Origin of the sequence: Paenibacillus paridis, assembly GCF_006345825.1 — a bacterium.
GTDB classification, from domain to species: Bacteria; Bacillota; Bacilli; order Paenibacillales; family Paenibacillaceae; genus Pristimantibacillus; species Pristimantibacillus paridis.
This window is the reverse complement of record NZ_VCIX01000090.1, coordinates 1-25,964: the sequence shown is the minus strand read 5'-3', so window position 1 is coordinate 25,964 and position 25,964 is coordinate 1. Positions and strand designations below refer to the sequence as shown.

At 49.0% G+C, this 25,964-nt stretch carries 22 protein-coding genes and 2 riboswitches; of the genes, 8 read left to right on the top strand and 14 right to left on the bottom strand.

Annotated elements, in window-relative coordinates:
• Positions 1-104: 104 nt before the first annotated feature.
• The 8 genes from FJQ58_RS33230 to metA all read right to left on the bottom strand — a co-directional run bounded on the left by FJQ58_RS33230 (position 105) and on the right by metA (position 9,022).
• A complete protein-coding gene (locus FJQ58_RS33230) occupies positions 105-233 on the bottom strand; it encodes a hypothetical protein (RefSeq protein WP_269433050.1) in 129 nt (42 codons plus the stop codon).
• A 61-nt stretch (positions 234-294) separates the two neighbouring features.
• On the bottom strand, positions 295-906 hold the full coding sequence (locus FJQ58_RS33225) for a 3D domain-containing protein (RefSeq protein WP_274382334.1): 612 nt from the start codon (positions 904-906) through the stop codon (positions 295-297).
• A 60-nt stretch (positions 907-966) separates the two neighbouring features.
• On the bottom strand, positions 967-2,904 hold the full coding sequence (thrS, locus tag FJQ58_RS19505; protein WP_139996445.1) for a threonine--tRNA ligase: 1,938 nt from the start codon (positions 2,902-2,904) through the stop codon (positions 967-969).
• 408 nt (positions 2,905-3,312) lie between these two features.
• Complete coding sequence (locus tag FJQ58_RS19500) at positions 3,313-4,245, bottom strand: putative sporulation protein YtxC (RefSeq protein WP_162341605.1); 933 nt, start codon at positions 4,243-4,245, stop codon at positions 3,313-3,315.
• A gap of 189 nt (positions 4,246-4,434) precedes the next feature.
• On the bottom strand, positions 4,435-5,571 hold the full coding sequence (gene mqnC / locus FJQ58_RS19495; RefSeq protein WP_139996443.1) for a cyclic dehypoxanthinyl futalosine synthase: 1,137 nt from the start codon (positions 5,569-5,571) through the stop codon (positions 4,435-4,437).
• Positions 5,572-5,737: 166 nt separating this feature from the next.
• A complete protein-coding gene (locus FJQ58_RS19490; RefSeq protein WP_139996442.1) occupies positions 5,738-6,910 on the bottom strand; it encodes a trans-sulfuration enzyme family protein in 1,173 nt (390 codons plus the stop codon).
• 3 nt (positions 6,911-6,913) lie between these two features.
• Positions 6,914-8,077 (bottom strand): aminotransferase class I/II-fold pyridoxal phosphate-dependent enzyme, encoded by a 1,164-nt coding sequence (locus tag FJQ58_RS19485; protein ID WP_139996441.1) that lies wholly within the window; start codon positions 8,075-8,077, stop codon positions 6,914-6,916.
• A gap of 27 nt (positions 8,078-8,104) precedes the next feature.
• A complete protein-coding gene (gene metA / locus FJQ58_RS19480) occupies positions 8,105-9,022 on the bottom strand; it encodes a homoserine O-acetyltransferase MetA (RefSeq protein WP_139996440.1) in 918 nt (305 codons plus the stop codon).
• A gap of 100 nt (positions 9,023-9,122) precedes the next feature.
• Positions 9,123-9,232, bottom strand: a riboswitch (SAM riboswitch).
• Between the two features lie 306 nt (positions 9,233-9,538).
• On the opposite strand from metA, the gene corA reads away from it, so the two are divergent.
• The 5 genes from corA to FJQ58_RS19455 all read left to right on the top strand — a co-directional run bounded on the left by corA (position 9,539) and on the right by FJQ58_RS19455 (position 13,824).
• Positions 9,539-10,474 (top strand): magnesium/cobalt transporter CorA, encoded by a 936-nt coding sequence (gene corA / locus FJQ58_RS19475; RefSeq protein ID WP_139996439.1) that lies wholly within the window; start codon positions 9,539-9,541, stop codon positions 10,472-10,474.
• 150 nt (positions 10,475-10,624) lie between these two features.
• Positions 10,625-11,527 carry a LysR family transcriptional regulator gene (locus FJQ58_RS19470; protein ID WP_139996438.1) on the top strand — a complete coding sequence of 301 codons (903 nt, stop codon included), beginning with the start codon at positions 10,625-10,627 and terminating at the stop codon, positions 11,525-11,527.
• 32 nt (positions 11,528-11,559) lie between these two features.
• Positions 11,560-12,369, top strand: a complete 810-nt coding sequence (locus tag FJQ58_RS19465; RefSeq protein WP_139996437.1) for a histidinol-phosphatase — start codon at positions 11,560-11,562, stop codon at positions 12,367-12,369.
• 155 nt (positions 12,370-12,524) lie between these two features.
• Positions 12,525-13,370: a DMT family transporter gene (locus FJQ58_RS19460; protein ID WP_139996436.1), complete on the top strand. Its 846-nt coding sequence runs from the start codon at positions 12,525-12,527 to the stop codon at positions 13,368-13,370.
• Between the two features lie 145 nt (positions 13,371-13,515).
• Complete coding sequence (locus FJQ58_RS19455) at positions 13,516-13,824, top strand: winged helix-turn-helix transcriptional regulator (RefSeq protein WP_139996435.1); 309 nt, start codon at positions 13,516-13,518, stop codon at positions 13,822-13,824.
• A 536-nt stretch (positions 13,825-14,360) separates the two neighbouring features.
• Here the strand turns inward: FJQ58_RS19455 and sdhB are convergent.
• Genes sdhB through FJQ58_RS19440 form a run of 3 tightly spaced genes read right to left on the bottom strand, consistent with a single transcriptional unit; the run spans position 14,361 to position 17,581 of the window.
• On the bottom strand, positions 14,361-15,125 hold the full coding sequence (gene sdhB / locus FJQ58_RS19450) for a succinate dehydrogenase iron-sulfur subunit (protein WP_139996434.1): 765 nt from the start codon (positions 15,123-15,125) through the stop codon (positions 14,361-14,363).
• A gap of 2 nt (positions 15,126-15,127) precedes the next feature.
• Positions 15,128-16,885 carry a succinate dehydrogenase flavoprotein subunit gene (sdhA, locus tag FJQ58_RS19445; RefSeq protein WP_139996433.1) on the bottom strand — a complete coding sequence of 586 codons (1,758 nt, stop codon included), beginning with the start codon at positions 16,883-16,885 and terminating at the stop codon, positions 15,128-15,130.
• A gap of 24 nt (positions 16,886-16,909) precedes the next feature.
• A complete protein-coding gene (locus FJQ58_RS19440) occupies positions 16,910-17,581 on the bottom strand; it encodes a succinate dehydrogenase cytochrome b558 subunit (RefSeq protein ID WP_139996432.1) in 672 nt (223 codons plus the stop codon).
• Between the two features lie 303 nt (positions 17,582-17,884).
• Here FJQ58_RS19440 and FJQ58_RS19435 point away from each other — a divergent pair, with 303 nt between their 5' ends.
• The gene (locus FJQ58_RS19435) at positions 17,885-18,793 is read left to right on the top strand and encodes a LysR family transcriptional regulator (RefSeq protein WP_139996431.1); all 909 of its coding nucleotides are present in this window, start codon (positions 17,885-17,887) and stop codon (positions 18,791-18,793) included.
• Positions 18,794-18,853: 60 nt separating this feature from the next.
• Here the strand turns inward: FJQ58_RS19435 and FJQ58_RS19430 are convergent, their stop codons facing one another.
• Positions 18,854-19,522: a potassium channel family protein gene (locus FJQ58_RS19430; RefSeq protein ID WP_139996430.1), complete on the bottom strand. Its 669-nt coding sequence runs from the start codon at positions 19,520-19,522 to the stop codon at positions 18,854-18,856.
• A 12-nt stretch (positions 19,523-19,534) separates the two neighbouring features.
• Entirely contained in the window at positions 19,535-20,875 is a 1,341-nt protein-coding gene (locus FJQ58_RS19425) for a TrkH family potassium uptake protein (protein WP_139996429.1), read from the bottom strand.
• Between the two features lie 90 nt (positions 20,876-20,965).
• A riboswitch (cyclic di-AMP (ydaO/yuaA leader) is annotated at positions 20,966-21,168 on the bottom strand.
• A gap of 245 nt (positions 21,169-21,413) precedes the next feature.
• On the opposite strand from FJQ58_RS19425, the gene FJQ58_RS19420 reads away from it, so the two are divergent.
• Positions 21,414-23,042, top strand: a complete 1,629-nt coding sequence (locus tag FJQ58_RS19420; protein ID WP_139996428.1) for a CPBP family intramembrane glutamic endopeptidase — start codon at positions 21,414-21,416, stop codon at positions 23,040-23,042.
• Here FJQ58_RS19420 and uvrC read toward each other — a convergent pair.
• Entirely contained in the window at positions 23,011-24,909 is a 1,899-nt protein-coding gene (gene uvrC / locus FJQ58_RS19415; protein WP_139996427.1) for an excinuclease ABC subunit UvrC, read from the bottom strand. The genes FJQ58_RS19420 and uvrC overlap by 32 nt on opposite strands.
• A 207-nt stretch (positions 24,910-25,116) precedes the next feature.
• On the opposite strand from uvrC, the gene FJQ58_RS19410 reads away from it, so the two are divergent.
• Complete coding sequence (locus FJQ58_RS19410) at positions 25,117-25,263, top strand: YqzM family protein (protein WP_139996426.1); 147 nt, start codon at positions 25,117-25,119, stop codon at positions 25,261-25,263.
• Positions 25,264-25,964: the final 701 nt, after the last annotated feature.

Here is a 25,964-nt window from a genome sequence, read left to right as displayed (position 1 = left end):
ATACGGATACAAAATTTTCCTAAATTATATCCCAGCCTTAGGCAAAAGAAAAGAGGAGCCGCTAGGGCTCCTCCGTTATTTCTTCTTATTGCATAGCAAAAATGTTACTTCTCGGCTTTTTGTTGAGCCGTGTTCGCCGCTTGTTTGCCAGCAGCGTTATTTTGATTCAATTCTTCAGCGAATTCTGCATTGTACTGATTGTTTTGGGCTTTGTTATTTTTGTTTTTAGCCATTGTATTCACCTCCCCGTGTCAATGATAGTATGGCATTCTTGCCGTTTATTATACGAGTATTTTACGATTCCAAATACGTCTGCGGAATCGGTTTTCCTGCTTCAATCGCCAGATTGATCTGATTCAGCCAAGCCTGCGAAAGCTTTCCCGTGCCTCTGCGCAGCACCTCTACCTGAACCGTACGCTTGCCCCACTGCTCATAAACTTGTTTAATGGTTTCAAAATACAAATCAATTTTCTTTCCCTTTATTGCCGAACCCGTGTCCGCCACAACGCCATATCCATACCCGGGGATATAGAGCAAGGTGCCTATCGGAAAAAGCTTCGTATCTGCCGCGATCGTGGATACCTGGTCCCTTCTCACTTTAACGCCCGAGTACGTAATGCCGTATTGCGGATGGCCGGGACGCTTGCCCGTCGATTCCACGCCAGCCGTATAGCCGGTCGCTATAACCTCTACAGTATCCGGCTTCGCCTTCTTCGACGAACCGGCCGCGGAATCCAAGGAATCTGAACGGTTGCTAGCAAGAGCATCGATTGCCTCTTTACCTGGAGCTGGGGATGCCGCCTCTGCCTGCACTGGACGGCTCGCTGTATTAAGACCGAAAGCAAGTGCAATCAAAAGCACCAAAGCAGTAATTTTTTTTCTCCAATCAAAAAAGCTTGTGACCATCGGATGACTTCCTCCTCAGAAGAATAATGCCCCGATGGCACAAGCTTTATGCGTAATCTTTTATTGTTCTTTGTCGGAAATTTGCTTCTTAAGCAGCGTAACCAGCTCTGCGAGCGGCATAGCTCCAAGATCGCCTTCTCCGCGTTTGCGGACCGATACCGCTTCCGCTTGCATCTCATTCTCGCCTACGACGAGCATATAAGGCGCTTTCTCCAGCTGCGCTTCACGAATCTTGTACCCAAGCTTCTCATTCCGCAAATCGCTCTCGACGCGAATGCCGCCTAGCTGCAACTGCTCAGCCACTTTGCGGGCATAGCCCTCATATGCTGTCGATACCGGAATAACCTTCGCTTGAACAGGAGACAGCCAAAGAGGCAGAGCGCCTGCAAAGTTCTCAAGCAAGAACGCCGTCATCCGTTCCATCGTGCTGATGATGCCGCGGTGAATGACAACAGGGCGATGCTTCTTGCCGTCCTCCCCTACATACTCAAGCTCAAAGCGCTCTGGAAGCAGGAAGTCTAGTTGAGCTGTGGACAATGTCTCCTCTTTGCCAAGCGCCGTTTTAATTTGAACGTCCAGCTTCGGACCGTAGAACGCCGCCTCGCCTTCCGCTTCGAAGAACGGAAGCTCCAGTTCCTCAACAACCTCGCGCAGCATACGCTGCGACATCTCCCACATTTCATCGTTTTGGAAATATTTCTCGGTATCCTTCGGATCCCGGTAAGACAAGCGGAAACGGTATTCCTTGATGCCGAAATCCTCATAAACCTTACGGATCAAATTAACAACACGAGCGAATTCTTCTTTGATTTGATCCGGACGGCAGAAAATATGAGCGTCGTTCAGCGTCATCGCACGTACGCGGTGCAAACCAGTAAGCGCGCCTGACATTTCATAGCGGTGCATGGTGCCAAGCTCGGCAATCCTTACCGGCAAGTCGCGGTAGCTGCGCATATCGCTCTTAAACACCATCATATGATGCGGACAGTTCATCGGACGAAGCACAAGCTCCTCGTTGTCCATGATCATTTTCGGGAACATATCCTCGCTGTAGTGCTCCCAGTGACCCGATGTTTTGTAGAGCTCTACGTTAGCCAAAACTGGCGTATATACATGCTCATAGCCCAGGCTTTCCTCAAGATCTACGATATAACGCTCCATCGTTCTGCGAAGCTTTGCGCCGTTTGGCAGCCATAATGGAAGGCCTTGTCCCACTTCACGGGAGAACGTGAACATTTTGAGCTCGCGGCCAAGCTTCCGGTGATCGCGTTTCTTCGCTTCCTCCAAGAAATGGAGATGCTCATCAAGCTGTGCTTTTTTCGGGAACGCCGTTCCGTAAATCCGCTGCAGCATTTTGTTTTTGGAATCTCCACGCCAGTACGCACCCGCAACGCTAAGCAGCTTGAAGGCTTTAATACGGCCAGTGGACGGCAAATGCGGCCCGCGGCACAAGTCAAAAAACTCGCCCTGATCATACATCGTAATGACGGAATCCGCAGGCAGGTCACGAATGAGCTCTAGCTTCAGGTTGTCATCCAGCTCTGTAAAGATAGCCAAAGCTTCGTCACGGCTTACGACTCGGCGGCGAATATCCAAGTTTTGCTGAACGATCTTTTCCATTTCCTTCTCGATCTTAATAAGATCCTCGGGCGTCAGCGATTGTTCCATATCGATATCGTAATAGAAGCCGTCCTCGATAACGGGACCGATGCCCAGCTTCACTTTTTCATTTCCATAAATGCGCTTAATCGCTTGAGCGAGCAAGTGAGCCGTACTATGGCGGTATACCTCAAGGCCATCCGCCGAATCAAGCGTAACGATCTCAATAGCCGAATTGCCTTCGATCGGCGTGTAGACGTCTACGACCTTACCGTCGATTTTACCGGCAATCGCGTTTTTGCGCAGGCCTGTGCTAATCGAGCCCGCTACTTCTTCAATGGTTGTGCCTGCGGCATATTCTCTTACCGCGCCGTCAGGCAAAGTGATTTGAATTGTCATTTTCCTGCATCCTCCAATTTGTGTATAAGCATTCAAAAAAAAGCGCACAAAAAAAGCACACATCCCTAAAAAGGGACGAGTGCTTGTGTGCTCGTGGTTCCACCCTACTTCGACTGGCACAACATGCTCAGCATTAGTGCTGCAGTCCTCGTATTATCTGTTAACGGAGATTTCCGGTACAGCTTACTTTCATAGCTCTGCTCTATCTAGAGCAAGCTACGGGTTAGGCCATACAGCTTCAAAGGGGTATACCTGCAGACATTGTGGAAGGAAATTGCAGCCATGTTTCCTCTCTCTGGACCAAGTATCATAAGCAGATACGTATCTTTGTCATTGCCGATTAGATTTCGTATGAAAATAATTATAGCCCCGTTCCTTCATTTGGTCAAGGCTATTGCCTTCGCCTGCTTAAGGCTGCACGAGCTCATCAAGGCTGCTGCTGCAAGATGCGCACTGGACGCATACGGTTACCCGCTGGTCAAATATCGTCTCAATGGTGCGAATGACCTGCATATCCTGCTGCCTCGTATGAATCGTGATATGCTTTGGCGATACGGCAATTAGCGAGCTGATAACCATATCCTCAATATTCATTTCCGTCTCCAGCATTTCCGCTACGATGCGATCGGCCGGCGGATTCGGGTCCAGCAGCTCGAAGGCATCATCGTACAGCATGAAGTCATGGCCGCCTTTATGCAGCAGATGAACCATAGGCAGCTTCGTATCCTGCAGAAAAACAAAATATTTCAATAAGGAAATAAACTCCTGATATTGTTTGTCGAGCACATACTCATCGAGCGCATATTCCACAACCTCAGCCAATTCCTTGCGGTAGGGCTCCAGCCGGAAACGAATGAAGCCATTTATATTAAGCTGCGTATTTTCCTCCAAAAAAAGCTCGACCTCTGCCAACACTTTATTTTTGCGCCTTAATCGGTCCGCGTCATGAAATTTAGCCCCTAAGCCGTCCCACTCTTTTCCGTGCAGCAAGTCATGGCAGTACCGTTCAATAGCAGCCGTCTCGCTTGTATTATGATTCTTGTATTTCTTGCGAATGATGGCTGCCAGCATGCCCGGCTCCAGTTCACTGACCACAAATTCGGCAATAGCTGCCGCTGCTGCCTTATAGGTAGCCGGGCCATGCGCCTTCAATTGGAAATGCGGAAATATCGCCTGACACTGCACATCCTGCTCCGATATCGCTATCATTTCAACGACGGCTGGTTGCGCCTCATCTGAACCCATATGTAAATCAACATTCGTTTGATCGGTTAACAGCTGGATTAACTTGCCCGCTGACGCCTTCAGGCTTGCTGGCAGCGATACTGTATATAGCTCCATGAGCTCACCCCTTTCTTTCCTTATCAGTATATGGTGCGGCGTACGGGGATATACGATGAAGACATTGGAATGTAAGGGAGCTGTCCATACGCTGGCATAAAGACAAAAAAACGCCTGCGAATCGTCCCTTTCCATGGAAAGGAGATCTGCAGACGTTTTTCATTTAGCCTATTTGGCAACGGAAAAGGGCTAATTTTGCATAACAAAATCAAGCTCCGCTTTGTCGGTGTCGTTGTACATCTTCAAAATATTGTATTTCGTATCCCGCTGTGCAGGAATCTTGCCAACTTCACGGATAAGTTCAAGTATAAGTTCGATGTTTACTTTGTGCGTAGTGCCCGCAGCGGAAACGACATTCTCCTCGATCATCGTGCTTCCGAAGTCATTGCAGCCGTAGGACAGCGACAGCTTACCCATCTCAGGGCCCATCGTTACCCACGATGATTGGAAGTTCGGAATGTTGTCGAGCATGATCCGGCTGGCAGCCACGATGCGCAGGTACTCTTCAGGCTTCGCTTTCTCCAGCTTTAGATTCGTATTGTCCGGCTGGAATGGCCAAGAAATAAACGCCAAGAAGCCTGTCGAATCATATTTGTTCGCAATGCATTCGTCTTGGGCATCGCGGATGCGCATCATATGTAACGCGCGCTCTTCAACCGTCTCGCCGAGGCCGTATACCATCGTCGCCGTCGTATTCATGCCATGGCGATGTGCCGACTTCATAACATCCATCCAGTCGGTCCAAGATCCTTTCATCCGGCTGATCTTGCGGCGGGTGCGGTCATCCAAAATTTCAGCGCCGCCGCCTGGCAACGAATCGAGTCCGGCCTCATGCAGCGCTTTGATCACTTCATCTAAGGAGAGCCCATCGGATACAACCTTCATTTTCTGAATTTCTGCCGGTGAGAACGAGTGCATCGTAATGTCCGGAAATTGCTGCTTAATCTTGCGAAGCAGATCTGTATAATACGTAAATGGCAAATTAGGGTTCGTACCGCCCTGCATCAAAATCTCGGTACCGCCAACGTCCACCGTCTCCTGAATTTTGCTCAAAATCGTTTCATCCGGCAGGACGTAACCTTCCTTCGAGCCCGGTGCACGGTAAAACGCGCAAAAACGGCAATATACATCACACACGTTCGTATAATTCACATTCCGCCCAACGACAAACGTCGTAATTGGCTCCGGATGATGTTTTAACATAATCTGATTTGCAACATGACCCATTTTCTCAATCTGATCGGAAGCGAGCAGCTCCATGCCTTCTTCGAGCCCTATTCGCTCGCCGCGCAACGCTTTATCCAAAATATGGTCTAACGTTCCCATTCCGCAAGACCTCCTTAGTTCCATTCTAGGTAAACATTCAATGACTTTATCCTAACATAAATGAGCAGCCTAAGTCACTTGCCATATGCTGCCCTCTCGGCCTTTAATAAGGAAAAACACGGCGTGTCTGCATGACCAGCCGTGTTTTTCTTTCATTTTGTCCTAATTAGCCACGAAGTGCCTGATCCAGATCCTCAAGCAAATCTTCAATATCTTCAAGGCCGACCGAGTAACGTACAAGCCCGTCAGTAATGCCGCGGGCATGACGCACTTCTTTTGGCATAGCGGCATGCGACATCATGGCCGGATACGAGAGTATGCTCTCCACTGCACCCAAACTAACCGCTACGAGAGGAATTTGAACCTTGCTAAGCAAAGACTTGGCACGCTCTCCGCTGCCCACATCAAAGGACACAACAGCTCCGTAACCAAGCGATTGCTTTTCATGGATAGCACGGCCTGGATGGTTCTCCAAACCAGGATAATATACAGCTGTAACTTCCTTGTGCTCCGACAGCCATTCCGCAAGTCTGCGGGCACTGCGTTCACTATATTCCATCCGCGCCTTGAGCGTCTTCATTCCGCGCATCAGCAGCCATGACTCCTGCGCGCTAAGCACAGTGCCCATTCCGTTCTGAAGCTGCTTCAGCCGCTTGCCAAGCCCTTCATCGGCCGTTACTGCAAGCCCTGCAAGCACGTCGCTATGACCGCCAAGGAACTTCGTTGCGCTATGCAGCACGATATCTACGCCATGTTCGATCGGACGCTGGTGATAAGGCGTCATGAACGTGTTGTCGAGCATGGTGAGCAAACCATGCTCTTTCGCCCACGCAGTGGTTTCCGCTATGTTGGTGATTTTAAGCGTCGGGTTCGAAGGTGTTTCCATAAATACAGCCTTCGTATTCGGCTTCAGCGCCGCTTTGACCGCTTCAAAATCGGTCATGTCTACAAAAGTCGACTCAATGCCAAGACGATCTAGAATCGAAGTCAGCAAACGGTACGTTCCGCCGTACACATCCTCGGTTACAATGACATGCTCCCCAGCGGACAGCAGCAGAAATGTCGTGGATATGGCAGCCATCCCGGATGCAAATGCGAAGCCTCGTGATCCACCCTCGAGAAGTGCGATATAATCCTCCAGCGCTTGGCGAGTAGGGTTGCCCGAGCGGCTGTAATCATATTGCGGCGGATTAAAAATATCATGGTGGTGGAACGTTGAAGCCTGGTATATCGGAACGCTAGAAGCGCCTGTATGTTCATCGATTTCAGCACCAAAATGAATCAGTTTAGTCGCAAAGCGGCGATCTTGCGGTGCAATCTTATCGTTATCGTGACCCATCCTTTACAGTACCTCCCCAATCTCTTGTTTGGCCGCTTCCAGCGCTTGCGCCAAATCATGAATTAAATCGTCGGCATGCTCAATGCCGACAGAGAAACGAAGCAAACGGTCATCTACCCCAATCGCCTGGCGGATTTCAATCGGAATGTCCGCATGAGTCTGGACCGCCGGGTAAGTCATCAAGGATTCCACGCCGCCTAGGCTCTCTGCGAAAGCGATAAGCTTAATGTGGCGCAGAATAGGCTCTACATAACGTGAATCCTTCAAGCGGAAGGAGAAAATGCCCGTATTGCCGGACGACTGCTTGTTTTGGATATCGTAGCCCGGATGATGCGGAAGGGCTGGGTAATAAACATCCTCGACAGCTGGATGCTCTAACAGATAATTGGCAATCGCAGTCGCGTTATGCTGATGGCGCTCCATGCGCAAAGCCAGTGTCTTCATGCCTCTCATGAGCAGCCATGAATCCTGTGGTCCGAGCACCGCTCCGATCGAGTTATGCAGAAACGCCATTTCTTCGGACAATTCCTTGCCTTTGGTAACGATAAGCCCTGCCAGCACATCATTGTGCCCACCCAAATATTTAGTCGCGCTATGAATGATAATGTCTGCTCCAAGTTCGATAGGGCGCTGGAAAAACGGCGTCAGCAGCGTATTGTCAACAATCGTTAGCAAGCCTTTTGATTTTGCCCATGCCGCTACCCGTTCGATATCGGTAATCATCATGAGCGGATTGGTTGGCGTTTCGATAAGTACCGCCTTGGTATTAGGCGTCCATAATGTGGACATGGCATCAATATCATTGGTATCTACATAAGAAGCCGTAACGCCAAATCTGGACATGATCCGCTCCAGCAAACGATAAGTGCCTCCATACAAGTCAAGCGACACAATCAAATGATCGCCTTGGCTGAACAGAGCGAAAATCGTTTGCAGTGCAGCCATGCCGGAGCTACAGGCAAACGCTGCATCGCCAGCTTCCAATTGTGCTGCCGCCTCTTCAAGAACGGCTCTTGTCGGGCTTTTTGTACGCGCATAGTCAAATCCCGTGCTCTCTCCAAGCTTGGGATGGCGAAATGCGGTAGCTTGATATACTGGAAAACTCACTGCCCCGGTTACAGGCTCTTTAATAGATCCGATTTGAGCTAATTGGCTTTCAATTTTCATGGTTAAATCGCACTCCCTCGTCTATGGTTAGATGCCTGCGCCCAAATCAAACGGCGTTTGTTGATATACGTAATAGTTCAGCCAGTTCGAAAACAGCAGGTTCGCATGGGCACGCCAAGTGGACAGCGGTGCGCCAGCCGGGTTGTCGCCTGGGAAATAGTTTTTTGGCACAGCGATTTCAAGGCCTTTGGCCCGGTCGCGGTCATATTCGTACTTGAGCGAGGTCGGGTCATATTCGGAATGGCCGGTGACAAAGATTTGCCGACCGTCCTTCGATGCAACAATGTACACGCCAGAATCCGAAGATTCCGATAAGATATCAAGCTCCTCAATCGTTTCGATATCTTCACGGCGAACTTCCGTGTGACGTGACTGCGGCACAAAAAACATTTCGTCGAAGCCGCGCAGCAAGTTCACGTTGCGCTTCTCGATCGTATGAGGGTAAACCCCAAACATTTTGTCATCTAAATTATATTTAGGAACATTGTAGTGGTGGTATAGGCCAGCCTGCGCTGCCCAACAGATATGGAAGGTTGAGGTTACGCGCCTCGTGCTCCAGTCCATAATTTCCTTGAGCTCTTCCCAATAGTTAACCTGATCAAATGGCATATGCTCAACCGGGGCGCCCGTAATGATGAGCCCGTCATAATACTCATGCGAAATTTCATCGAACGTTTTGTAAAAGGATTCCAAATGGTCGGCCGATGTATTTTTGGACGTATGCGTTCTAGGGTGCAGCAATACAACCTCAACTTGCAGCGGCGTGTTGCCAATCAGCCTCAGCAGCTGCGTCTCTGTGGTTTCCTTCGTAGGCATTAAATTAAGGATCGCAATGCGGAGCGGCCGGATATCCTGCTGATAAGCGACGCTCTCATCCATGACGAAAATGTTCTCGTGATTTAAAATTTCTTTGGCCGGAAGGTTATCGGGTACTTTAATTGGCATGATTTTCACTCCTCTTTAGGCAGTATGACCGCTTGAACATGAAAAAGACCCTTTCTGCTGTGAGAAAAGGTCGTATGCTCAGTAAATAAGCCATCCGCCTCTCTCATCTCTCAGAAACATAAATGTCTCCGCAAGAATTAGCACCGTGCGTATAATACGCCGGTTGCCGGGCTTCATCGGGCTAGTCCCTCCGCCTGCTCTTGATAAGAAAGTAGTCTATTCAATTTTCCGCGGTTACATTTCAATTCAACTTTAATGCATTCTGTCAATCGCGTCAAGAAGTACATTTGCATACGCTGAAGAAATAGCCGGAAATTCGCAGTTTTTATGCTTGAATGTAAAGCTGGTGCAGGAGTATACTAGACAAGAATTATGACGACAAATTCCACGAATAAGGGGTGCAAAGGACATGGAAGGCGACAGACCTAAGCCTGAAAACAGTCGAATACGGTTACTGCCGGCCAAGTCCAATTCAGCCGGCAGTTTCCTCTAATTGAAATTAAGGAGTGACTCCGGATGAAAATACGTCTCGTTAGCAATGGAATTTTTACCACAATTGATGATATCAATGAAACGCTTGTCCCGTCGAAAGAAGGCTTCTACTGGATAGATGCCGATGTTGAAGACCTAGCCGTGCTGCAACCGCTGTTCAGCATGCATGATCTGGCCGTTGAGGATTGCCTTAGCGAAGAGGAACAGCGACCAAAGATCGAAATTTACGAAAGCCATTATTTTATCGTTATAAACAGCATCCGTTTTGATGACGAAGAGATTTTTCTCAGGGCGCTGAACATTTTTCTCGGCCGCCACTTTATTATAACCGTTACGAAACAAAAAATTAACGAGCTGCGTTCCCTAAAGCCTGTTCTATGGGAACAGGAAGTCAGCCGTCCCGATTATTTCCTTTATCACCTTGTCGATATCGTCGTGGATAATTACTTCCTCGTCGGTGACCGAATCGACAACCGCATTGAAGCGCTTGAAGAGGATATCTTGATGCATACCAAGAAGTCGCATTTGAATGAAATTATCGGTTTGCGCGGGGAAATTCTCTGGCTCAAGAAAGTGCTCGGCCCGCAGCGCGATGTCATTGCAACGCTAAACAAAAAGGATCTAAAGCTGATCGACGATCAGCTCCAAAAATATTTTAGCGATATATACGAAAATGCTTTGAAAATCGCCGAGTCCTTCGATACGTACCGCGATCTAATGGGCAACTTGCGCGAGGCCTACCAATCCAGCGTATCCAACCGCGCCAATGAAATCATGCGCGTGTTTACCGCCATTACGACGATTTTCATGCCGCTCACCTTTATTACCGGCATCTATGGAATGAACTTCGATTTTATTCCGGGCTTGCATCTGCGGCTGGGGTCATATATTTTGCTCGGCATCATGCTGCTGCTCGGCATAAGCATGTTCTTTATTTTCCGCAAGAAGGAGTGGCTATAGCCGCCTGCTCCGAATAGCGCCTGTAGGGCTGCACCTGCTTGGCATCTTGCCTAAAGCGGAGGCGGCCCTTTTTTTGCTGAACCAAGGGGTATCCATTATAATAGTATAATAAGCATTTGAGCATTATGTATTTTTGAGAGGGGGATTGACGTGAACATCAGCCAGCTTGAAACACTCCAAACGATATCCAAGACGATGAGTTTCCGAAAAGCCGGCGAACTTCTCAACCTGACCCAGCCTGCTGTATCGGCACAAATCAAAAGTCTGGAGGATGAGTTCAAGACGGTCCTTATCGATCGTAATCAACCAGTCACTTTAACCGACCACGGTCAAGTTTTTCTGGAGCACGCAGAGCAAATCCTTAACATTGTTGAGGAATTAAAGCATAAGCTGTCCGATTTGAACCTAACGCCGCAAGGTCACATTTTGCTTGGCACAACATCCTCCATCGCCATTCAAATTTTGCCTCGCGTCATGTCGTATTTTCAAAACCAATTTCCTTTGATTAAAACAACGATCCATTCCATGCCCTCATCCCAAGTCATGGCCAGCGTTGAAAATGGATCCGTCGATATCGGCATTACCTACCTAACCGAAAAAAACCCGAATGTCACCTCCTCTGTTCTTTACTACGATACGTTCGAGCTTGTTGTCCCGCCTTCTCACCATATGAGCCGGCTTACGCATACAACCGTCGATACGCTCAAGGATATCCCAATGATCATGCTCGCTCCCGATACGCTTGGACGCAAGTTCGTCGATAAAATATTCCGTAAGTACAATATACAGCCGAATATTGTGATGGAGGTGTCCAGCAGCGAGGAAGTCAAACGCATGGTCGAAATTAATTTGGGCGCCGCCGTCGTATCCAAGCTTTCTATCGCTAACGAGCTCCGAATGGGCACACTAAAAATGATCAAAGTAAACGAGCTGGAAACCAGCCATCCGGTGGGTGTCGTCTATAAGTCCGGGCGCTACATCAATACGGCGCTGCAGCAATTTCTAAGCGATCTTAAAGGCATGCCCGAGCATCACTTCATCAGCAGCGAATAAGACGACCTACAGATAGAATAGGAGAGATTAAGATGAAATTCGATTTGCACACCCATCATCTCAGATGCGGCCATGCCGACGGAAATATTGAGGATTACATACTTGCCGGGCTTGATGCCGGCCTTCAGGTGATTGGCATATCCGACCACTCGCCTTACTTTTACCACGAGGAAGATCAGCCGTCTCCGGGAATTGCCATGGCCAGAAGCGACTTTGCCAACTACGTCAATGAAGTGCTTCGCTTGAAGGAGAAATACGAAGGCAAAATCGAAGTGCTGCTTGGCATGGAGTCGGATTTTTTCCCTGAGTATCTGGACAGCTACCGCAAAGCGTACGACGGCGTTCCGTTCGATTATCTGATTGGCTCGGTCCATCAGGTGGGCGGTGTCAGCATATTCAATCGTAACCGCTGGAAGGGTTTAGATGAGGCACAGCATGTAAGCGTGAAGCAAAGCTACTACGAGCTTATCAAGCAATCCGCACGCAGCGGCATGTTCGAAATTTTAGGTCATATCGATGCCATGAAAGGATACTACCCATCGTTCTCCGATATCCCAGCAGACTCGGATATTGACGATGCACTTAAGGTCATCGCTGAAAATGGCGTTGCGATCGAGATCAATACGTCCGGCAGCACCAAATACGTTGGAGGCTGGTATCCTTCGGACGCGATTTTGGAGCGTGCCCTATTCTTTGGGGTAAATGTAACGTTCGGTTCGGATGCCCACCTGCCAAGCCGGGTCGGGGATGATTGGGATCGGGTTCAGCAAAGGTTGAAGGAGATCGGCTTTAAGCAGTGGGTGTTTTACCGCAAGCGCCAGCCGGTAGTGGTATCGTTATAGTCGAGGATATGGACAAAAAAAGTGGACCTGCACGCTGCAGGTCCCAAAAGATATATTAAAAAAGGGGGTCTTGTTTATTATAATAGCCCATTAATGTGATGAGACGATAACAGAACTATTTCATTTGTGTAACAAATTTGAGGGGATGAACATCCATGTGGCTCATAACAGCCATCAGCAGCGCTTTTTTGTTCGGACTCGCAGGCTGGTGGATGAAAGTATCCCAAATGCGCGGCGGTTCAACGCGAACACTCCTCCTAGGATTATACGCTTCCGGTACGTTAGGTTTTGGCGTACATGCAGCGCTTGAGGGAACGATTGGTGTGCTTGGCAATCCGAAGGTGTGGATCGCAGGCATCATTATCGGTGCTGGATCGGCTTGGGGCAATGCTTTATTTATGAAGGCCTTGCATTTTGGCCCGGCCAGCCTAACGTCTCCGCTTACCAATATGAATATCATATTAGTGATTGCCCTGGCGACATGGTGGTACAGGGAGCCACTTAGCGCTTATGAAGCGGTCGGTATCACCTTCCTCCTGCTTGCCGTTGTATTTATCGCCCATAAGAGGAAAGAACCGCTCACGATTACGGAGAAACGCTGGTTCCTTCTCGTAGGAGTGGCTATTGTCATGTTCGCTCTTCGCAATGGCGGCCTGAAAGTAACCGAAGAACTCGGCATGCCCAGCGCCCCGATTTTATTTATCGCCTATGCCCTTTCGCTCGGCTGGTTCCTTATCCCATCCAAGACCAAGGCTGAGAAAGCCGCCCAGCGAACCGGCCTGAGGCTCGGCATTATCGCGGGACTGTTCTCCTACGGCGGTTTGCAGCTTTATGCGGTGGCTCTAGCTACCGGGCAGGCGAATTTGGCTGCGCCGATCTTCGCAACAAACAGCCTTGTTGTAGCCGCAGGCGCTATCGTTTTTTATAAGGAGAAGCTTACCGGCTTGCAATGGACAGCCTTTGCTTGCACGCTTGCCGGTCTGATAATCATTCGTTTATAACGCTTGAAAGCAACAACCGCCACGAATCTAACTTTTATATAGTAAATATATATTTTTTAAAAAAATCACGTATTCCCACTGTTATGAACTTACTTTTAGTTCGTTCATATGCTACAATAGGATTACAAAAAGCGGGGTGATACGGTTGGATTATTCGACAATGTGCCCAAAGTATGAAGCCGCAGCCGACATATTAGGTAAAAAGTGGACGGGCAGAATTATTCGGGTATTGCTTGGAGGACCGAAAAGGTTCAAAGAGATCAAGGAACAAATTCCCGAAATGAGCGACAAAATGCTGACGGACCGGATGAAAGAACTGGAATCAATAACGATTATTAAACGTCAGGTTTACCCTGAGATGCCCGTACGCATTGAGTACGAATTGACTGGCAAGGGACGGGAGCTTGAGCCTGTCATCGAATCCATTCAAAAATGGGGCGAACAATGGATGTAAAATGAGAAACCGCTGAGGCGGTTTTTTTATTTTCCCCTTTTGCTGATTGGTCCCCTTCACCCTCACCCCTCACTCTCCCCCACTTAGCCAGGCTAAGTTGTACACACGCAGGATAGGAGCCGCTTCTTCGCCAGATTCTGCTGCTATGTTTTGCATTCCATACAATATAGTTCACCTTATCATCACGCTCAGGCGCTGTATTAACGCATTCTACTGCAGAGGTGCAGGATAGCATCATCCCTTCACACTCAACAGTAGATTGTTATTGCATATGTGCAGCATAGCCTCGCTGCTGCATGTTTGATTTGTACGATTAGTAGTATATTTATGCTGAATGTTATGATTCGCCTCATTCAATCTTCATGCCAGAAACCATATCCTATCGCATTTATCCGAGCAAACATTTTTATCAATAGCGCTTAATGCCCAATTGACAAAGGAATGTCCATCCACTATCATTGATAATAATAATCAATATCAAAAAAGTAAAAAAAGAAACCCCCGAACTAGTCGAGGGTTTCCAAGCGGGCTTAGCACTACATGCCTAGCCATTTTTTGAATAAATGCTTAGTCGTATCCTTGTTGATTGCAGCAATTGAAGTCGTAAGCGGAATGCCTTTCGGGCATGCGCGAACGCAGTTCTGCGAGTTGCCGCAGCCTTCAATGCCGCCATCGGTCATGAGTGCATCCAGACGTTCTTCTTTGTTCATCTCGCCCGTAGGGTGAGCATTGAACAGACGAACTTGGGATATCGCTGCAGGGCCGATAAAGCTGTTCCGGTCATTCACGTTCGGGCAAGCCTCAAGGCAAACGCCGCAAGTCATGCATTTGGAAAGCTCGTACGCCCACTGACGCTTCGTTTCAGCCATCCGCGGTCCAGGTCCAAGATCATACGTGCCATCGATCGGAATCCATGCTTTAACGCGCTTCAGTGCGCCGAACATGCGCTCACGGTTAATGACAAGGTCACGAACAACTGGGAACGTGCTCATTGGCTCTAGGCGAATCGGTTGCTCCAGCTTGTCGATCAAAGCGCTGCAAGCTTGACGCGGCTTGCCGTTAATGACCATCGAGCATGCGCCGCATACTTCTTCCAAGCAGTTGGAATCCCAGCATACCGGTGCTGTGCTCGCGCCGTCAGCCTTCTTCGGATTACGTTGAATTTCCATCAAGCCGCTGATTACGTTCATATTCGCGCGGTAAGGAACTTCGAACTCTTCCGTATAAGGTTTGGAATCAGGAGTATCTTGACGTGTGATGATAAACTTAACCGATTTTGTAGCTACAGTCGTTTCAGCCATCATTATTCTCCTTTCTTCTTGTCGCTCGAGTAATCGCGTTTACGAGGCTTGATCAAGCTTACGTCGATATCCTCGTAAGAAATTTGCGGACCTTCTTTCGTCCATTTCGCAATCGTCGATTTCATGAAATGATCGTCGTCACGGTCCGGGAAGTCCGGTTTATAGTGAGCTCCGCGGCTCTCGTTACGAAGCAATCCGCCAAGCGTCATCGCTTCCGAAAGCTCAAGCATATTCCAAAGCTGGCGCGTGAATGCCACGCTGGCATTGTTCCATTGCGCGGAATCATTAATGTTGATTTTCGCATAACGCTGCTTGAGCTCTTTGATCTTGTGGATCGTTTGCTCCAGCTTGTCGTTAAAGCGTACAACGGTCATGTTGTTCGTCATCCATTCACCAAGCTCTTTGTGAATGACATACGCGTTCTCGTTGCCGTTCATGTTGATGATGCTGTTGTACTTGTCCGTTTGACGCTTGTTCTCGCGGTCGAATACAGAGGATGCAACGTCTTCTGCCGATTTCTTCAAGCCTTTGATGTATTCAACAGCTTTCGGACCAGCAACCATGCCGCCGTAAATAGCGGACAACAAGGAGTTTGCACCTAGACGGTTAGCTCCATGGTATTGGTACTCACACTCGCCGGCTGCAAACAGACCAGGAATGTTCGTCATTTGATTGTAGTCGACCCACATGCCGCCCATCGAATAGTGGACTGCAGGGAAGATTTTCATCGGGATCTTGCGCGGGTCATCGCCCATGAACTTCTCGTAAATTTCAATGATGCCGCCAAGCTTAACATCAAGCTCTTTCGGATCTTTATGGGATAGATCAAGGTAAACCATGTTTTCTTGGTTGATGCCGAGCTTCTGATCGACGCATACGCTGAAGATCTCGCGCGTTGCAATGTCACGCGGAACCAAGTTTCCGTAAGCTGGGTATTTTTCCTCAAGGAAGTACCAAGGCTTGCCGTCTTTGTATGTCCAGATCCTGCCGCCTTCACCACGAGCCGATTCAGACATCAAGCGCAGCTTGTCGTCGCCTGGGATCGCCGTGGGGTGAATCTGGATAAACTCGCCATTCGCATAGTTTACGCCTTGTTGGTACACCGCACTAGCTGCAGTTCCTGTATTGATAACCGAGTTCGTTGTTTTTCCAAAAATAATGCCAGGACCGCCTGATGCAAGGATAACCGCATCCGCACGAATCGTGTGTACTTCCATTGTGCGCAGATCCTGCGCAGAAACGCCGCGGCAAATGCCGTCATCATCTACAACAGCGCCAAGGAATTCCCAGTGCTCGTATTTGTTGACTAGGCCTGCAGCTTCCCAGCGACGAACTTGCTCATCAAGTGCATAAAGCAATTGTTGGCCCGTCGTTGCGCCCGCGAATGCCGTGCGGGAATGCTTCGTGCCGCCAAAGCGACGGAAGTCGAGCAAACCTTCGGATGTACGGCTGAACATAACGCCCATCCGGTCCATCAAGTGAATGATGCCAGGCGCCGCATCGCACATTGCTTTTACCGGAGGCTGATTTGCTAGGAAATCCCCGCCGTATACGGTATCGTCAAAATGCTCCCATGGAGAATCGCCTTCACCTTTTGTGTTTACGGCGCCGTTTATGCCGCCCTGCGCACATACCGAGTGGGAACGTTTGACCGGAACCAGTGAAAAGAGATCAACGTGCACGCCAGCTTCTGCAGCTTTGATGGTCGCCATCAAGCCGGCCAGACCGCCGCCAACGATGATAATTTTATTTTTAGCCATAACGCTTCGCTCCTTGTCTACAAACTAACCGATATTCGTAAGTGTCAATACCGCACTTGCAGCTTCCTTGAATTCATCGCCTCTAAACGCAACCAGCGAAAGAATGAACAGCGCGGAAACGATAACAAAAATGCCCATGCAAATGTAAGAAGAAATACGCTGAGCTTTAGGGCCGATCGTAATGCCCCAGCTAATCAGGAATGCCCATAGACCGTTGCTGAAGTGGAACACAGCAGCAAGCACGCCGATGACATAAAGTACAAAATAAGTAGGGTTGCTGGCGATTAGGTTCATCGTTGACCCAAGCTCTTCATGTGTGATGTGGCCCAGATAAACTTGAATCCTAGTTTGGTATACGTGCCAGAATACGAAGACAAAGGTAAGTACCCCTGTTACGCGCTGCGCGGTAAACGCCCAGTTCCGTCCGTATTTGAAGCGTCCCGTATTCGTGTTCGATTGGTAAGCGACGTACAAGCCGTAAATACCATGAAACAAAAGCGGGAGGTAAATGCCGAAAATCTCGAGCAGCGGGATCACGGGCAAGCTGTTGATAAAATGCACACCGTTGCTAAAGCCTTCCGGTCCGCGTTCAAACGCCTGGTAGTTGGTCAGTCCATGCACGACGATAAAGCCGCCGAGCGGAATGATTCCGAGCAGCGAGTGAAGCTTGCGCGAGAAATACGAGTTTCCTTTCATGTCATTCCTTCTCCTTTCAAAACTGTGAGTGCTAGCATGCTTCATTTTAAAATATAAGAATGTTTCGGTTATCCTGTATACATTGCTTATATTTCAGCGCAAAACGAACGCTATACCGCCAATGGCTTTACATAGCAGTTTACGCTTGGCAAATCATTCTACATTGTAACCCCAGCATGTACCCCCGTCAACAAAAGTCGACACATATCAGCCACACTTTCCATCCTACTCCTTTTCAGCTTATAATGGAATTGCTTATTTTTTATAATTTCTTATAACAAAATGACATAAGGAGCTTCATCCATGAATGAAGAAATGCATGTCTTTACCGTAATTGTCGAACAATCCAGCATGAATAAGGCGTCCGTACTGCTTAACTTGTCCCAACCGGCAATATCCCGCAAAATTGCGAAGCTTGAGCAGGAGATCGGCTCCCCTTTGTTTCGGCGCATCGGCAAACGCCTGGAGCTCACTCGAATCGGGCAAATGACGTACGAATACGCGCTGGAGCTGCGCCAGCTGCATCGCAAGTATTTGCAAACGGTTTCCGAGTTTACGATGGCCAGACATACGACGCTCACGATTGGGGCCAGCCTGACGACGCTGCAGACCACTTTGCCTGATTTAATTCAGACGCTGACAGCGACCCATCCTGAAATCGACATCAAGGCGATTACGGGCAAAACGCATGAAATCGTGTCCCTTGTGCGCGACAATAAAGCCGATATCGGCATTGTCGCTTCCAGTATCGAAGATTCGACGCTGCGCTGCATACCGCTGTTCGAAGACCATTTGTCGCTCGTCCTGCCCCGTAATCAGGTCATTACGGACAAAGGGACGCTCGGCATTCAGGATTTGACCGGCATGCCGATGATCCTTTTCTCCAAAGGCACCTGGTACCGGCTGCTTACGGACGAGCTCTTCGACAAGTACCATCTCCAGCCCGATGTCCGTATGGAAATCGATTCGTTCGAAGCGATTCTTCGCCTGCTTCATACCTGCAGGGCCGCGACGCTGCTGCCGCGCTCCTATATGCGCAAGCAGCTTCTCGAGGATAATGACCTCGCCGTTATCCCGATTCGCGAGCTGGAGGATACGAAGCGCACCACCTCGCTTATCCATGCGGATGCAGCGGCGCTCAGCCCCTCGGTCAGGCTATGGATCAACGAACTCGCCGCCCGTTTTCCCGGTAAAAAGGACAGCAGCTTCTAAATAAGGCCGCTGTCCTCAGCATTTCCAATATTACGCTTCTAAATCCGCCTGCTTATGCGCCTAACGTATAACGGTTGCCTCAAATTCTTCGATTTGTTCATTTGTGCCAATGACTACCATCACGTCGCGCTCTGCCAGCACGTCTGTAGCCGTGGGAGCAATGATGATGCCGCCTGGTTTGTTGATCGCAACGATGCTGCAGCCAAATCTAGCACGAGGGTTAAGGTCATGCAAAGATTTTCCGTTTAGGCATTGCGGAACCGCAAGCTCCGCTATCGTATACTCCTTGGATAGTTCGATGTAATCAAGCAGGTTTGGCGAAACAAGCTGATGCGCCACGCGGATACCCATATCCCGCTCCGGATAAACGACACGGTCGACGCCGATTTTCTCAAGGACGCGCCCATGCAGCTCGCTCATCGCTTTGGCGACCACCTGCTTTACGCCCAAATCCTTGAGCAAAATGGTCGTCAGAATGCTGGCCTGAATATCGTCGCCGATCGCGACCACGCCGCAGTCGAAATTTCGGACGCCGAGCGAGCGGAGCGCTTCCTCGTCCGTACAATCCGCGGATACCGCGTAGGTGAGCACGCTGCTCATCTCCTGTACGGCTTCCTCATCCTTATCAATGCCCAGTACCTCATTGCCCAGCTCAATCAGCTCTCGGCCCAAACTTGAACCGAATCTCCCTAACCCAATAATGACAAATTGCTTCTTTTTTGCTCCCACCTGCTGTATCTCCTATCCAATCGTAATTTTGCCTTCGGGATGCCGGTACAATTCTTTTTCTGTGCGGGGCCCCAGCGCATAAGCCAGCGTCAAAGGACCGAGCCGTCCGGCAAACATCGTTAATGCAATGACCACTTTTCCAACCGTGCTTAATTCCGGCGTCACGCCGATCGACAGGCCTACCGTACCGAATGCGGAGGTCGCTTCGAACAATAAATGAATGAACGGCTGCGTTTCCGTCATCGATAGGATCATCGTTACGATAATGACAAGTCCTAGCGATATAAGGGTAATGGTCAGCGCTTTGAAAATACGGTCCTTCCCGAGCCTGTGCCGGAAAAACACAATATCCTCGCGTCCGCGAATCATGGCAAACACGGCACCGACCAACGTCGTAAAGGTCGTTGTCTTAATACCGCCACCCGTCGATCCGGGCGATGCGCCAATAAACATTAAGATGATCGTAAAAAACATCGTCGCTTGCCTTATCCCTGTGTAGTCGAGCGTATTCGCCCCCGCGGTCCGCGGCGTGACCGATTGAAAGAAGGAAGAGAGCACCTTGCCTCCAAAATCCAGTGAGCCGAGCGTCTTCGAATTAGAAAACTCAAAGATGAAGATGACGATCGTCCCTAGTGCAATCAACGTTCCCGTCATCGACAGGACAACCTTGCTGTGCAAGGAAAGCTTGCGGTTTTTGCGATATTCCATTAAGTCCGACATGACAACAAAGCCTAAACCTCCGGTAATAATCAGCAGCATGGCGGTTAAGTTGACGATCGGATCCGATACATACTGCGTTAAGCTGCGATAATTGCCAAAAATATCGAAACCAGCGTTATTAAACAAGGATACGGCATGGAATGCGCCGAAATAAATCGCTTTGCCGATCGGCATATCAAAGGCAAACCTTGAAGCAAATAGCGCAGCACCCACGAGCTCAATAGACAATGAATAAACAATGACGCGCCGGATCAACCGCACGATGCCTTCCATGCTCGATTGGTTCATCGCTTCTTGAAGCAGAAGCCGCTCCCGCAGCGAAATCTTCTTGCGCAGCACAAGTGCCACCAGCGTCGCCATGGTCATAAAGCCAAGTCCGCCCAGTTGGAACAGGCACATGAGAATGATTTGGCCCGGTACCGAAAAATAGGTTCCGGTATCTACGACGACCAGCCCCGTCACGCAGGTGGCTGACGTCGCCGTAAACAGTGCGTCGAGAAAAGGCAGGCGATCGCCGTTTGCTGAAGCAAAAGGCATGGATAATAATAAGGCCCCCAGCAATATAATAAGAGCAAAGCCGCTGACTAATATCCGCGGGGGCGACCACTTAAGCACATTCCAATCAACCTTCATTCCCTAGCCTCTTTTTCCGTTATGTCTTTACCAATCTAGTTATATATAAGCATAAAAAAAAGCACTGAAACTCAAGTGCTCTGTGCGATGAGTCCTGTTCCAGTTTGCCTACGAGGTTAGCTGACGGATTCGGGCCTGGACAGGCAGCCCTATCTCGCAGCAGGACGATGTCCGGCTGCAAAAATTCACCCCATGCTGTCACTTCGGAATGACCAGAGCGCTTTCTGGCTATACGATTTCTGACAGCTTTATGGTTCCCCCGTTTTCCATAGGAAATTCGGCTTTGCTATTCAATTAGTATGACGTTAACGATTATAATCCCAAAGCAGTCCACATATAAAGGAGGGGTTTGGCACGTTAAAGACGATTTTAGACCAAAAAAGGGCATGGGGTGAATACAGCCCTCATTAAGCTTGACGGACATCTTTATTTCGCTCGTTATTGAAAGCAATTGCTCTTTTTCATTGGATAATTCAGGGATTAGTATGTTAAGGTAAGGAAAGAAGCTACTCATTATAAAGACAGTTGAGGTGAACGAATGATTGATTCTATCAAGCCTTTTGAATGGAAACGTTTTCTATGGGCGGCAATTGCATGCTTCGTCATTTATACGGCGGTAGAGATCGGCCCAATGATTGCGTCTATCGTCTCCGGAGACATGAACACGAAGGTCATCGAGAAGTCTGCAGCGGAAGAGCGGGCATCCGATTTTGCGCAAAAGCAGACCGGCCTCGAAGTAAAGTCGGCCAAAGCCGTGCATCAAACCGATAAAATTTTGAACGGCTATTTATCCAAAAACAAATTGATTAAAACGTATAGCGATAAATATGACCCGAGCTTTCCCACCGATACCTTTCAGGTCGATCTGAAGTTCGTGGGCGGCGGAAGCGGCTTCGTTTACGTACATATGCAAAGCGAAAAAATCGTTGCGTGGAATTTGCTTGTCGACGGAGAACCATTGAATGATGTGGACAATACGAAGCAAATCGAAGCTTTCCTGGCCGCACAAAGCTTGAGTCCCGACGATTTCAAGCAACGGCAAATAAACGAAAGCGGCGAGTGGATGGGCACTTCGTCTGGGCTATATTCCATCAAGGATGCCAAGCTCTCCCTTGAGATTGAAGCGCTTAGCGTAGACGGGCGTACAATCATAACCAAGTACAAGCCTGCTTTCATCGCGCCCGATGATTATATCAGCTATGTAACCAAACAAGATAAGCTCGCAGGCTTCCTGACCGGCTTCGGCTATTTCTTTATGAGCATTGTGCTGTTTATACTTGCGATTATTTACGCGGTGCTCTACCGAAGATTGACTTCGTTTAAATACGGAATTATCTTAACCGTCGTTTATTTGATTACCTACATGATTATGAACTTGAATGTGCTTGATGGCATTCGGGCTTCGCTGGGCGAGAACGAAATTGCCGGCCAAGCCACCACGATTACGGCTATTTTCACGGTGCTTCTGACCATTCCGATGGCTGCATCCATTTACTTCTCTATCATTGCGGGCGATGCGCTCTGGAAGGCGCAGGGACGCTCCTTATGGCCGCGCTTCGGGCAAAAAGGCTATGGCGATTACGTGTGGCGCAGCATGGGATTATCGTATATGTTCGCGATTATTCTGTTCGCCGTACAGGCCATCATCTTTATCGCCCTGAGGCTGTCGATTGGCACTTGGGACACTTCGGACGTCACGCAGTCGCCTTACAATATGAGCATTCTGTGGCTGATGCCCGTGCTCGCTTGGGCTGCCGCTATCTCCGAGGAAGCCGTCTTCCGTTTCTTCGGCATCGGGCTGTTCCGCAAATGGTTTAAAAACACGTTCGCCGCAGCCCTGCTGCCAACCTTGTTCTGGGCGCTTGGGCACGTCATGTATCCATTCTACCCGTCATCGACCCGGTTGATTGAGCTGATGATTATCGGGCTCGCATTCAGCTTTATTTTTGTCAGATACGGCTTCATTACATCGATGTTCACGCATGCGATCTTCAACAGCGTCGCCGTCGGCATATCCTTGCTGACGATCGGGAAGGCGGAGAATATCATTTCGGCAATCGTCTTCTCGGTACTGCCGGTGCTTATTGCCTTCGTCCTCAAATATTTTAGCGTTAAAAAAGAAAAGAAGCCGCCGGTTACGACGGCTCCTCCGCTAGAGAAGCTATAATTTGCGTAGCTAATTTATCCCCAATAGATAGAGGCCGAAAGTCTTCGACTGAGGCCTCTTTTATTTTTTTGACCGAGCCAAAATGCTTCAGCAGCAGCTTCCGGCGTTTTTCCCCGATACCCGGAATCGAGTCAAGCTTCGATTCGACCATCGACTTGCCCCGCTGCTCCCGGTGGAACGTAATCGCGAAGCGATGCACCTCGTCTTGGATGCGCTGCAGCAAATAGAACTCCTGGCTGTCGCGCGGCAGCGGTACGATCTCGGCTGGGTCGCCGGTCATGAGCTGTGCCGTTTTGTGCTTGGCATCCTTGACTAGGCCGCAAACCGGAATGTACAGCCCCAGCTCGTTCTCAAGCACGTCCAGCGCCGCAGAGATTTGCCCTTTCCCGCCATCGACGACGATCAAGTCCGGAGCGGCCAGCTCTTCCTTCAACACACGCTCGTAACGGCGCCGTATGACCTCGCGCATCGTCTCGTAATCATCCGGTCCCTTTACCGTCTTCACCTTGTATTTGCGGTATTCCTTGCGGTCCGGCTTGCCGTCCGTGAATACGACCATCGCAGAGACGGGGTTCGTCCCCTGAATGTTCGAGTTATCGAACGCTTCGATCCGCCGAACCTGATCAAGCCCGAGCCAGTCGGCCAGCGATTCCGAAGCCTTAACGCTCCGCTCCTCATCCCGCTCGATCAGCCTGAATTTCTCGTCCAGCATGACCTTCGCATTGTTCGTCGCCATCGTTACGACCTCGCTCTTGCGGCCGCGCTGCGGCATAAGCACCTTAACCTTCAGCCAGCTGTGCAGGGACGCAATGACATCGTCTGCATGCGTGGCTGCCGCCTCATCCTCCGCTGCCTTGCCTTCAGCCTCAAGCTGCTCGAGCTCAGGTGGGATTGGCAGCAAAATTTGCTTCGGCAGTGCGGGGTTGTCGCTGTAATATTGCGTGACGAACGTCATAAAGTCGTCATAAGCCTCGCCATAATACGGGAAGGTCGTTCCGTGGCGTTCAATAAGCTTGCCTTGCCGCATATACAAAATTTGCACGCACATCCAGCCCTTGTCGACGGCAAAGCCGAAAATATCCCGGTCGAGCGCATCCGACATCGTTATCTTCTGCTTCTCCATTACCGCGTCGATCGCAATTAGCTGGTCGCGAAGCTCCTTTGCGCGCTCGAACTCCAGCTTCTCTGCCGCCTCTTCCATTTTGCGCTGCAGCTCGATCTTGACCACATCCTGCCCGCCGTTTAGGAAACGCGAAATTTCCTGGGTCATCCGGTCGTATTCCGACTGCTCCACCTCGAATTCGCATGGCGCGATGCACTGGCCAAGATGATAATACAAGCACACTTTATCCGGCAGCGTCTTGCACTTGCGAAGCGGATACAAGCGGTCCAGCAGCTTCTTCGTCTGTTGAGCCGCGTAAGCGTTCGGATAAGGGCCAAAGTATTTCCCTTTGTCCTTAATGATCCGTCTCGTTACTTCCAGCTTCGGATGTTTCTCGTTCGTTATTTTGATATAAGGAAAGGTTTTGTCGTCCTTAAGCAGGACATTATATCTGGGATGATATTGTTTAATTAAATTGCATTCAAGAATGAGTGCTTCCATATTGCTGGACGTAACGATAAATTCGAAATCCCGGATCTCCGATACGAGCCGCTGCGTTTTCCCGTTGTGGCTGCCGTTAAAATACGAACGCACGCGATTCTTAAGCACCTTCGCCTTGCCTACATATATAATGACGCCTTCGCTGTTTTTCATGAGGTAACAGCCTGATTGGTCGGGGAGCAAAGCTAGCTTGTTCCGTATCGTTTCTTTTGCCACTGCAAGCTGCTGCTCCGCCAGCTCCCGATCCGTTTGTTGTTGATCCATGCTCTCGCCTCCGACTGCCTAAAGATTCTGTACACATTTTAGCATAAATGAACGCTATTTTGTTTTACAATTGTCACCGGTAACCGCTTTACAACTCTTTGGCTGTTTGGGTATACTAATATAAGTTGAATAAACCGATACTACATAAAGACGACCGCTTTAGGTTGTAATTGAAGCAATCGGTCTTTTTCAAGGAGGACGTCAACGATGGATAACGTTAGAGACCCGCGCGAGCATTTTAACGAAGAGCCTCGCCATGACTTGATGGACGTCGTATTCGGCTTTGGTGGCATGCTCGGTTTTATGACCGTTATTTTCGCCATTGCTGTAATCGTAAAATTCGTCATTTCGTAAGAAGAAAAGGAGCAGCGTGCTGCTCCTTTTTTTTGTTTCCTGCCCTGTAAATTAGAATCCATGAAATTCTGAAAGTAGGCGTCCATACGGACGTTCAATCGTTTAGCAAGGATAGTCGATTAGTAATTGGTTATTTATCCCAAAAATTTGCTGGCCATACTGCTGCCTTCAAACAGCAGTTGTTGAATATCGTCGTATTTCCGGCGTTTTTTGTATTTTGTAAACTTACCCGTTTTTCAAATCCTGGTGGTCTGCTGTTTCGACATCCCTACTCATCACTTGTCTCGTAAATTTAACAAAATTAGCTGAAATGGATGAAATAGGGCTAAAAAGCAGGTCCATTCCTGCCAGCAGCTCTAATTAGCCGGGTTATGGCTGGTTTTTGAGAAATAGATCTAATTTTTAGATCTATTCTGGCGTAAATAGCCCAAACTGATGAAATAGATCTAAAAAGTAGATCTAAACTAGCCCAGTCGCTCCAATTAGCCAGGATATAGCTAGGTTTTTGGGAAATAGATCTAATTTTTAGATCTATTCTGGCGTAAGTAGCCCAAACTGATGAAATAGGGCTAAAAAATAGATCTAAACTAGCCCAGTCGCTCCAATTAGGGCTGAGTCCATATAATTGTGTAAAATGATGACTTCATAAAAAGTAAGCCATGAAGTAAATACTCATCTAGAAGAGTTACCTAGACCATTCC

Excerpts from the sequence above, each read along its gene's own strand:
- FJQ58_RS33230 (WP_269433050.1), bottom strand. The coding sequence starts at position 233 with ATGGCTAAAAACAAAAATAACAAAGCCCAAAACAATCAGTACAATGCA.
- FJQ58_RS33225 (WP_274382334.1), bottom strand. The coding sequence starts at position 906 with ATGGTCACAAGCTTTTTTGATTGGAGAAAAAAAATTACTGCTTTGGTG.
- thrS (WP_139996445.1), bottom strand. The coding sequence starts at position 2,904 with ATGACAATTCAAATCACTTTGCCTGACGGCGCGGTAAGAGAATATGCC.
- FJQ58_RS19500 (WP_162341605.1), bottom strand. The coding sequence starts at position 4,245 with ATGGAGCTATATACAGTATCGCTGCCAGCAAGCCTGAAGGCGTCAGCG.
- mqnC (WP_139996443.1), bottom strand. The coding sequence starts at position 5,571 with ATGGGAACGTTAGACCATATTTTGGATAAAGCGTTGCGCGGCGAGCGA.
- FJQ58_RS19490 (WP_139996442.1), bottom strand. The coding sequence starts at position 6,910 with ATGGGTCACGATAACGATAAGATTGCACCGCAAGATCGCCGCTTTGCG.
- FJQ58_RS19485 (WP_139996441.1), bottom strand. The coding sequence starts at position 8,077 with ATGAAAATTGAAAGCCAATTAGCTCAAATCGGATCTATTAAAGAGCCT.
- metA (WP_139996440.1), bottom strand. The coding sequence starts at position 9,022 with ATGCCAATTAAAGTACCCGATAACCTTCCGGCCAAAGAAATTTTAAAT.
- corA (WP_139996439.1), top strand. The coding sequence starts at position 9,539 with ATGAAAATACGTCTCGTTAGCAATGGAATTTTTACCACAATTGATGAT.
- FJQ58_RS19465 (WP_139996437.1), top strand. The coding sequence starts at position 11,560 with ATGAAATTCGATTTGCACACCCATCATCTCAGATGCGGCCATGCCGAC.
- FJQ58_RS19460 (WP_139996436.1), top strand. The coding sequence starts at position 12,525 with ATGTGGCTCATAACAGCCATCAGCAGCGCTTTTTTGTTCGGACTCGCA.
- sdhB (WP_139996434.1), bottom strand. The coding sequence starts at position 15,125 with ATGGCTGAAACGACTGTAGCTACAAAATCGGTTAAGTTTATCATCACA.
- sdhA (WP_139996433.1), bottom strand. The coding sequence starts at position 16,885 with ATGGCTAAAAATAAAATTATCATCGTTGGCGGCGGTCTGGCCGGCTTG.
- FJQ58_RS19440 (WP_139996432.1), bottom strand. The coding sequence starts at position 17,581 with ATGAAAGGAAACTCGTATTTCTCGCGCAAGCTTCACTCGCTGCTCGGA.
- FJQ58_RS19435 (WP_139996431.1), top strand. The coding sequence starts at position 17,885 with ATGAATGAAGAAATGCATGTCTTTACCGTAATTGTCGAACAATCCAGC.
- FJQ58_RS19425 (WP_139996429.1), bottom strand. The coding sequence starts at position 20,875 with ATGAAGGTTGATTGGAATGTGCTTAAGTGGTCGCCCCCGCGGATATTA.
- FJQ58_RS19420 (WP_139996428.1), top strand. The coding sequence starts at position 21,414 with ATGATTGATTCTATCAAGCCTTTTGAATGGAAACGTTTTCTATGGGCG.
- uvrC (WP_139996427.1), bottom strand. The coding sequence starts at position 24,909 with ATGGATCAACAACAAACGGATCGGGAGCTGGCGGAGCAGCAGCTTGCA.
- FJQ58_RS19410 (WP_139996426.1), top strand. The coding sequence starts at position 25,117 with ATGGATAACGTTAGAGACCCGCGCGAGCATTTTAACGAAGAGCCTCGC.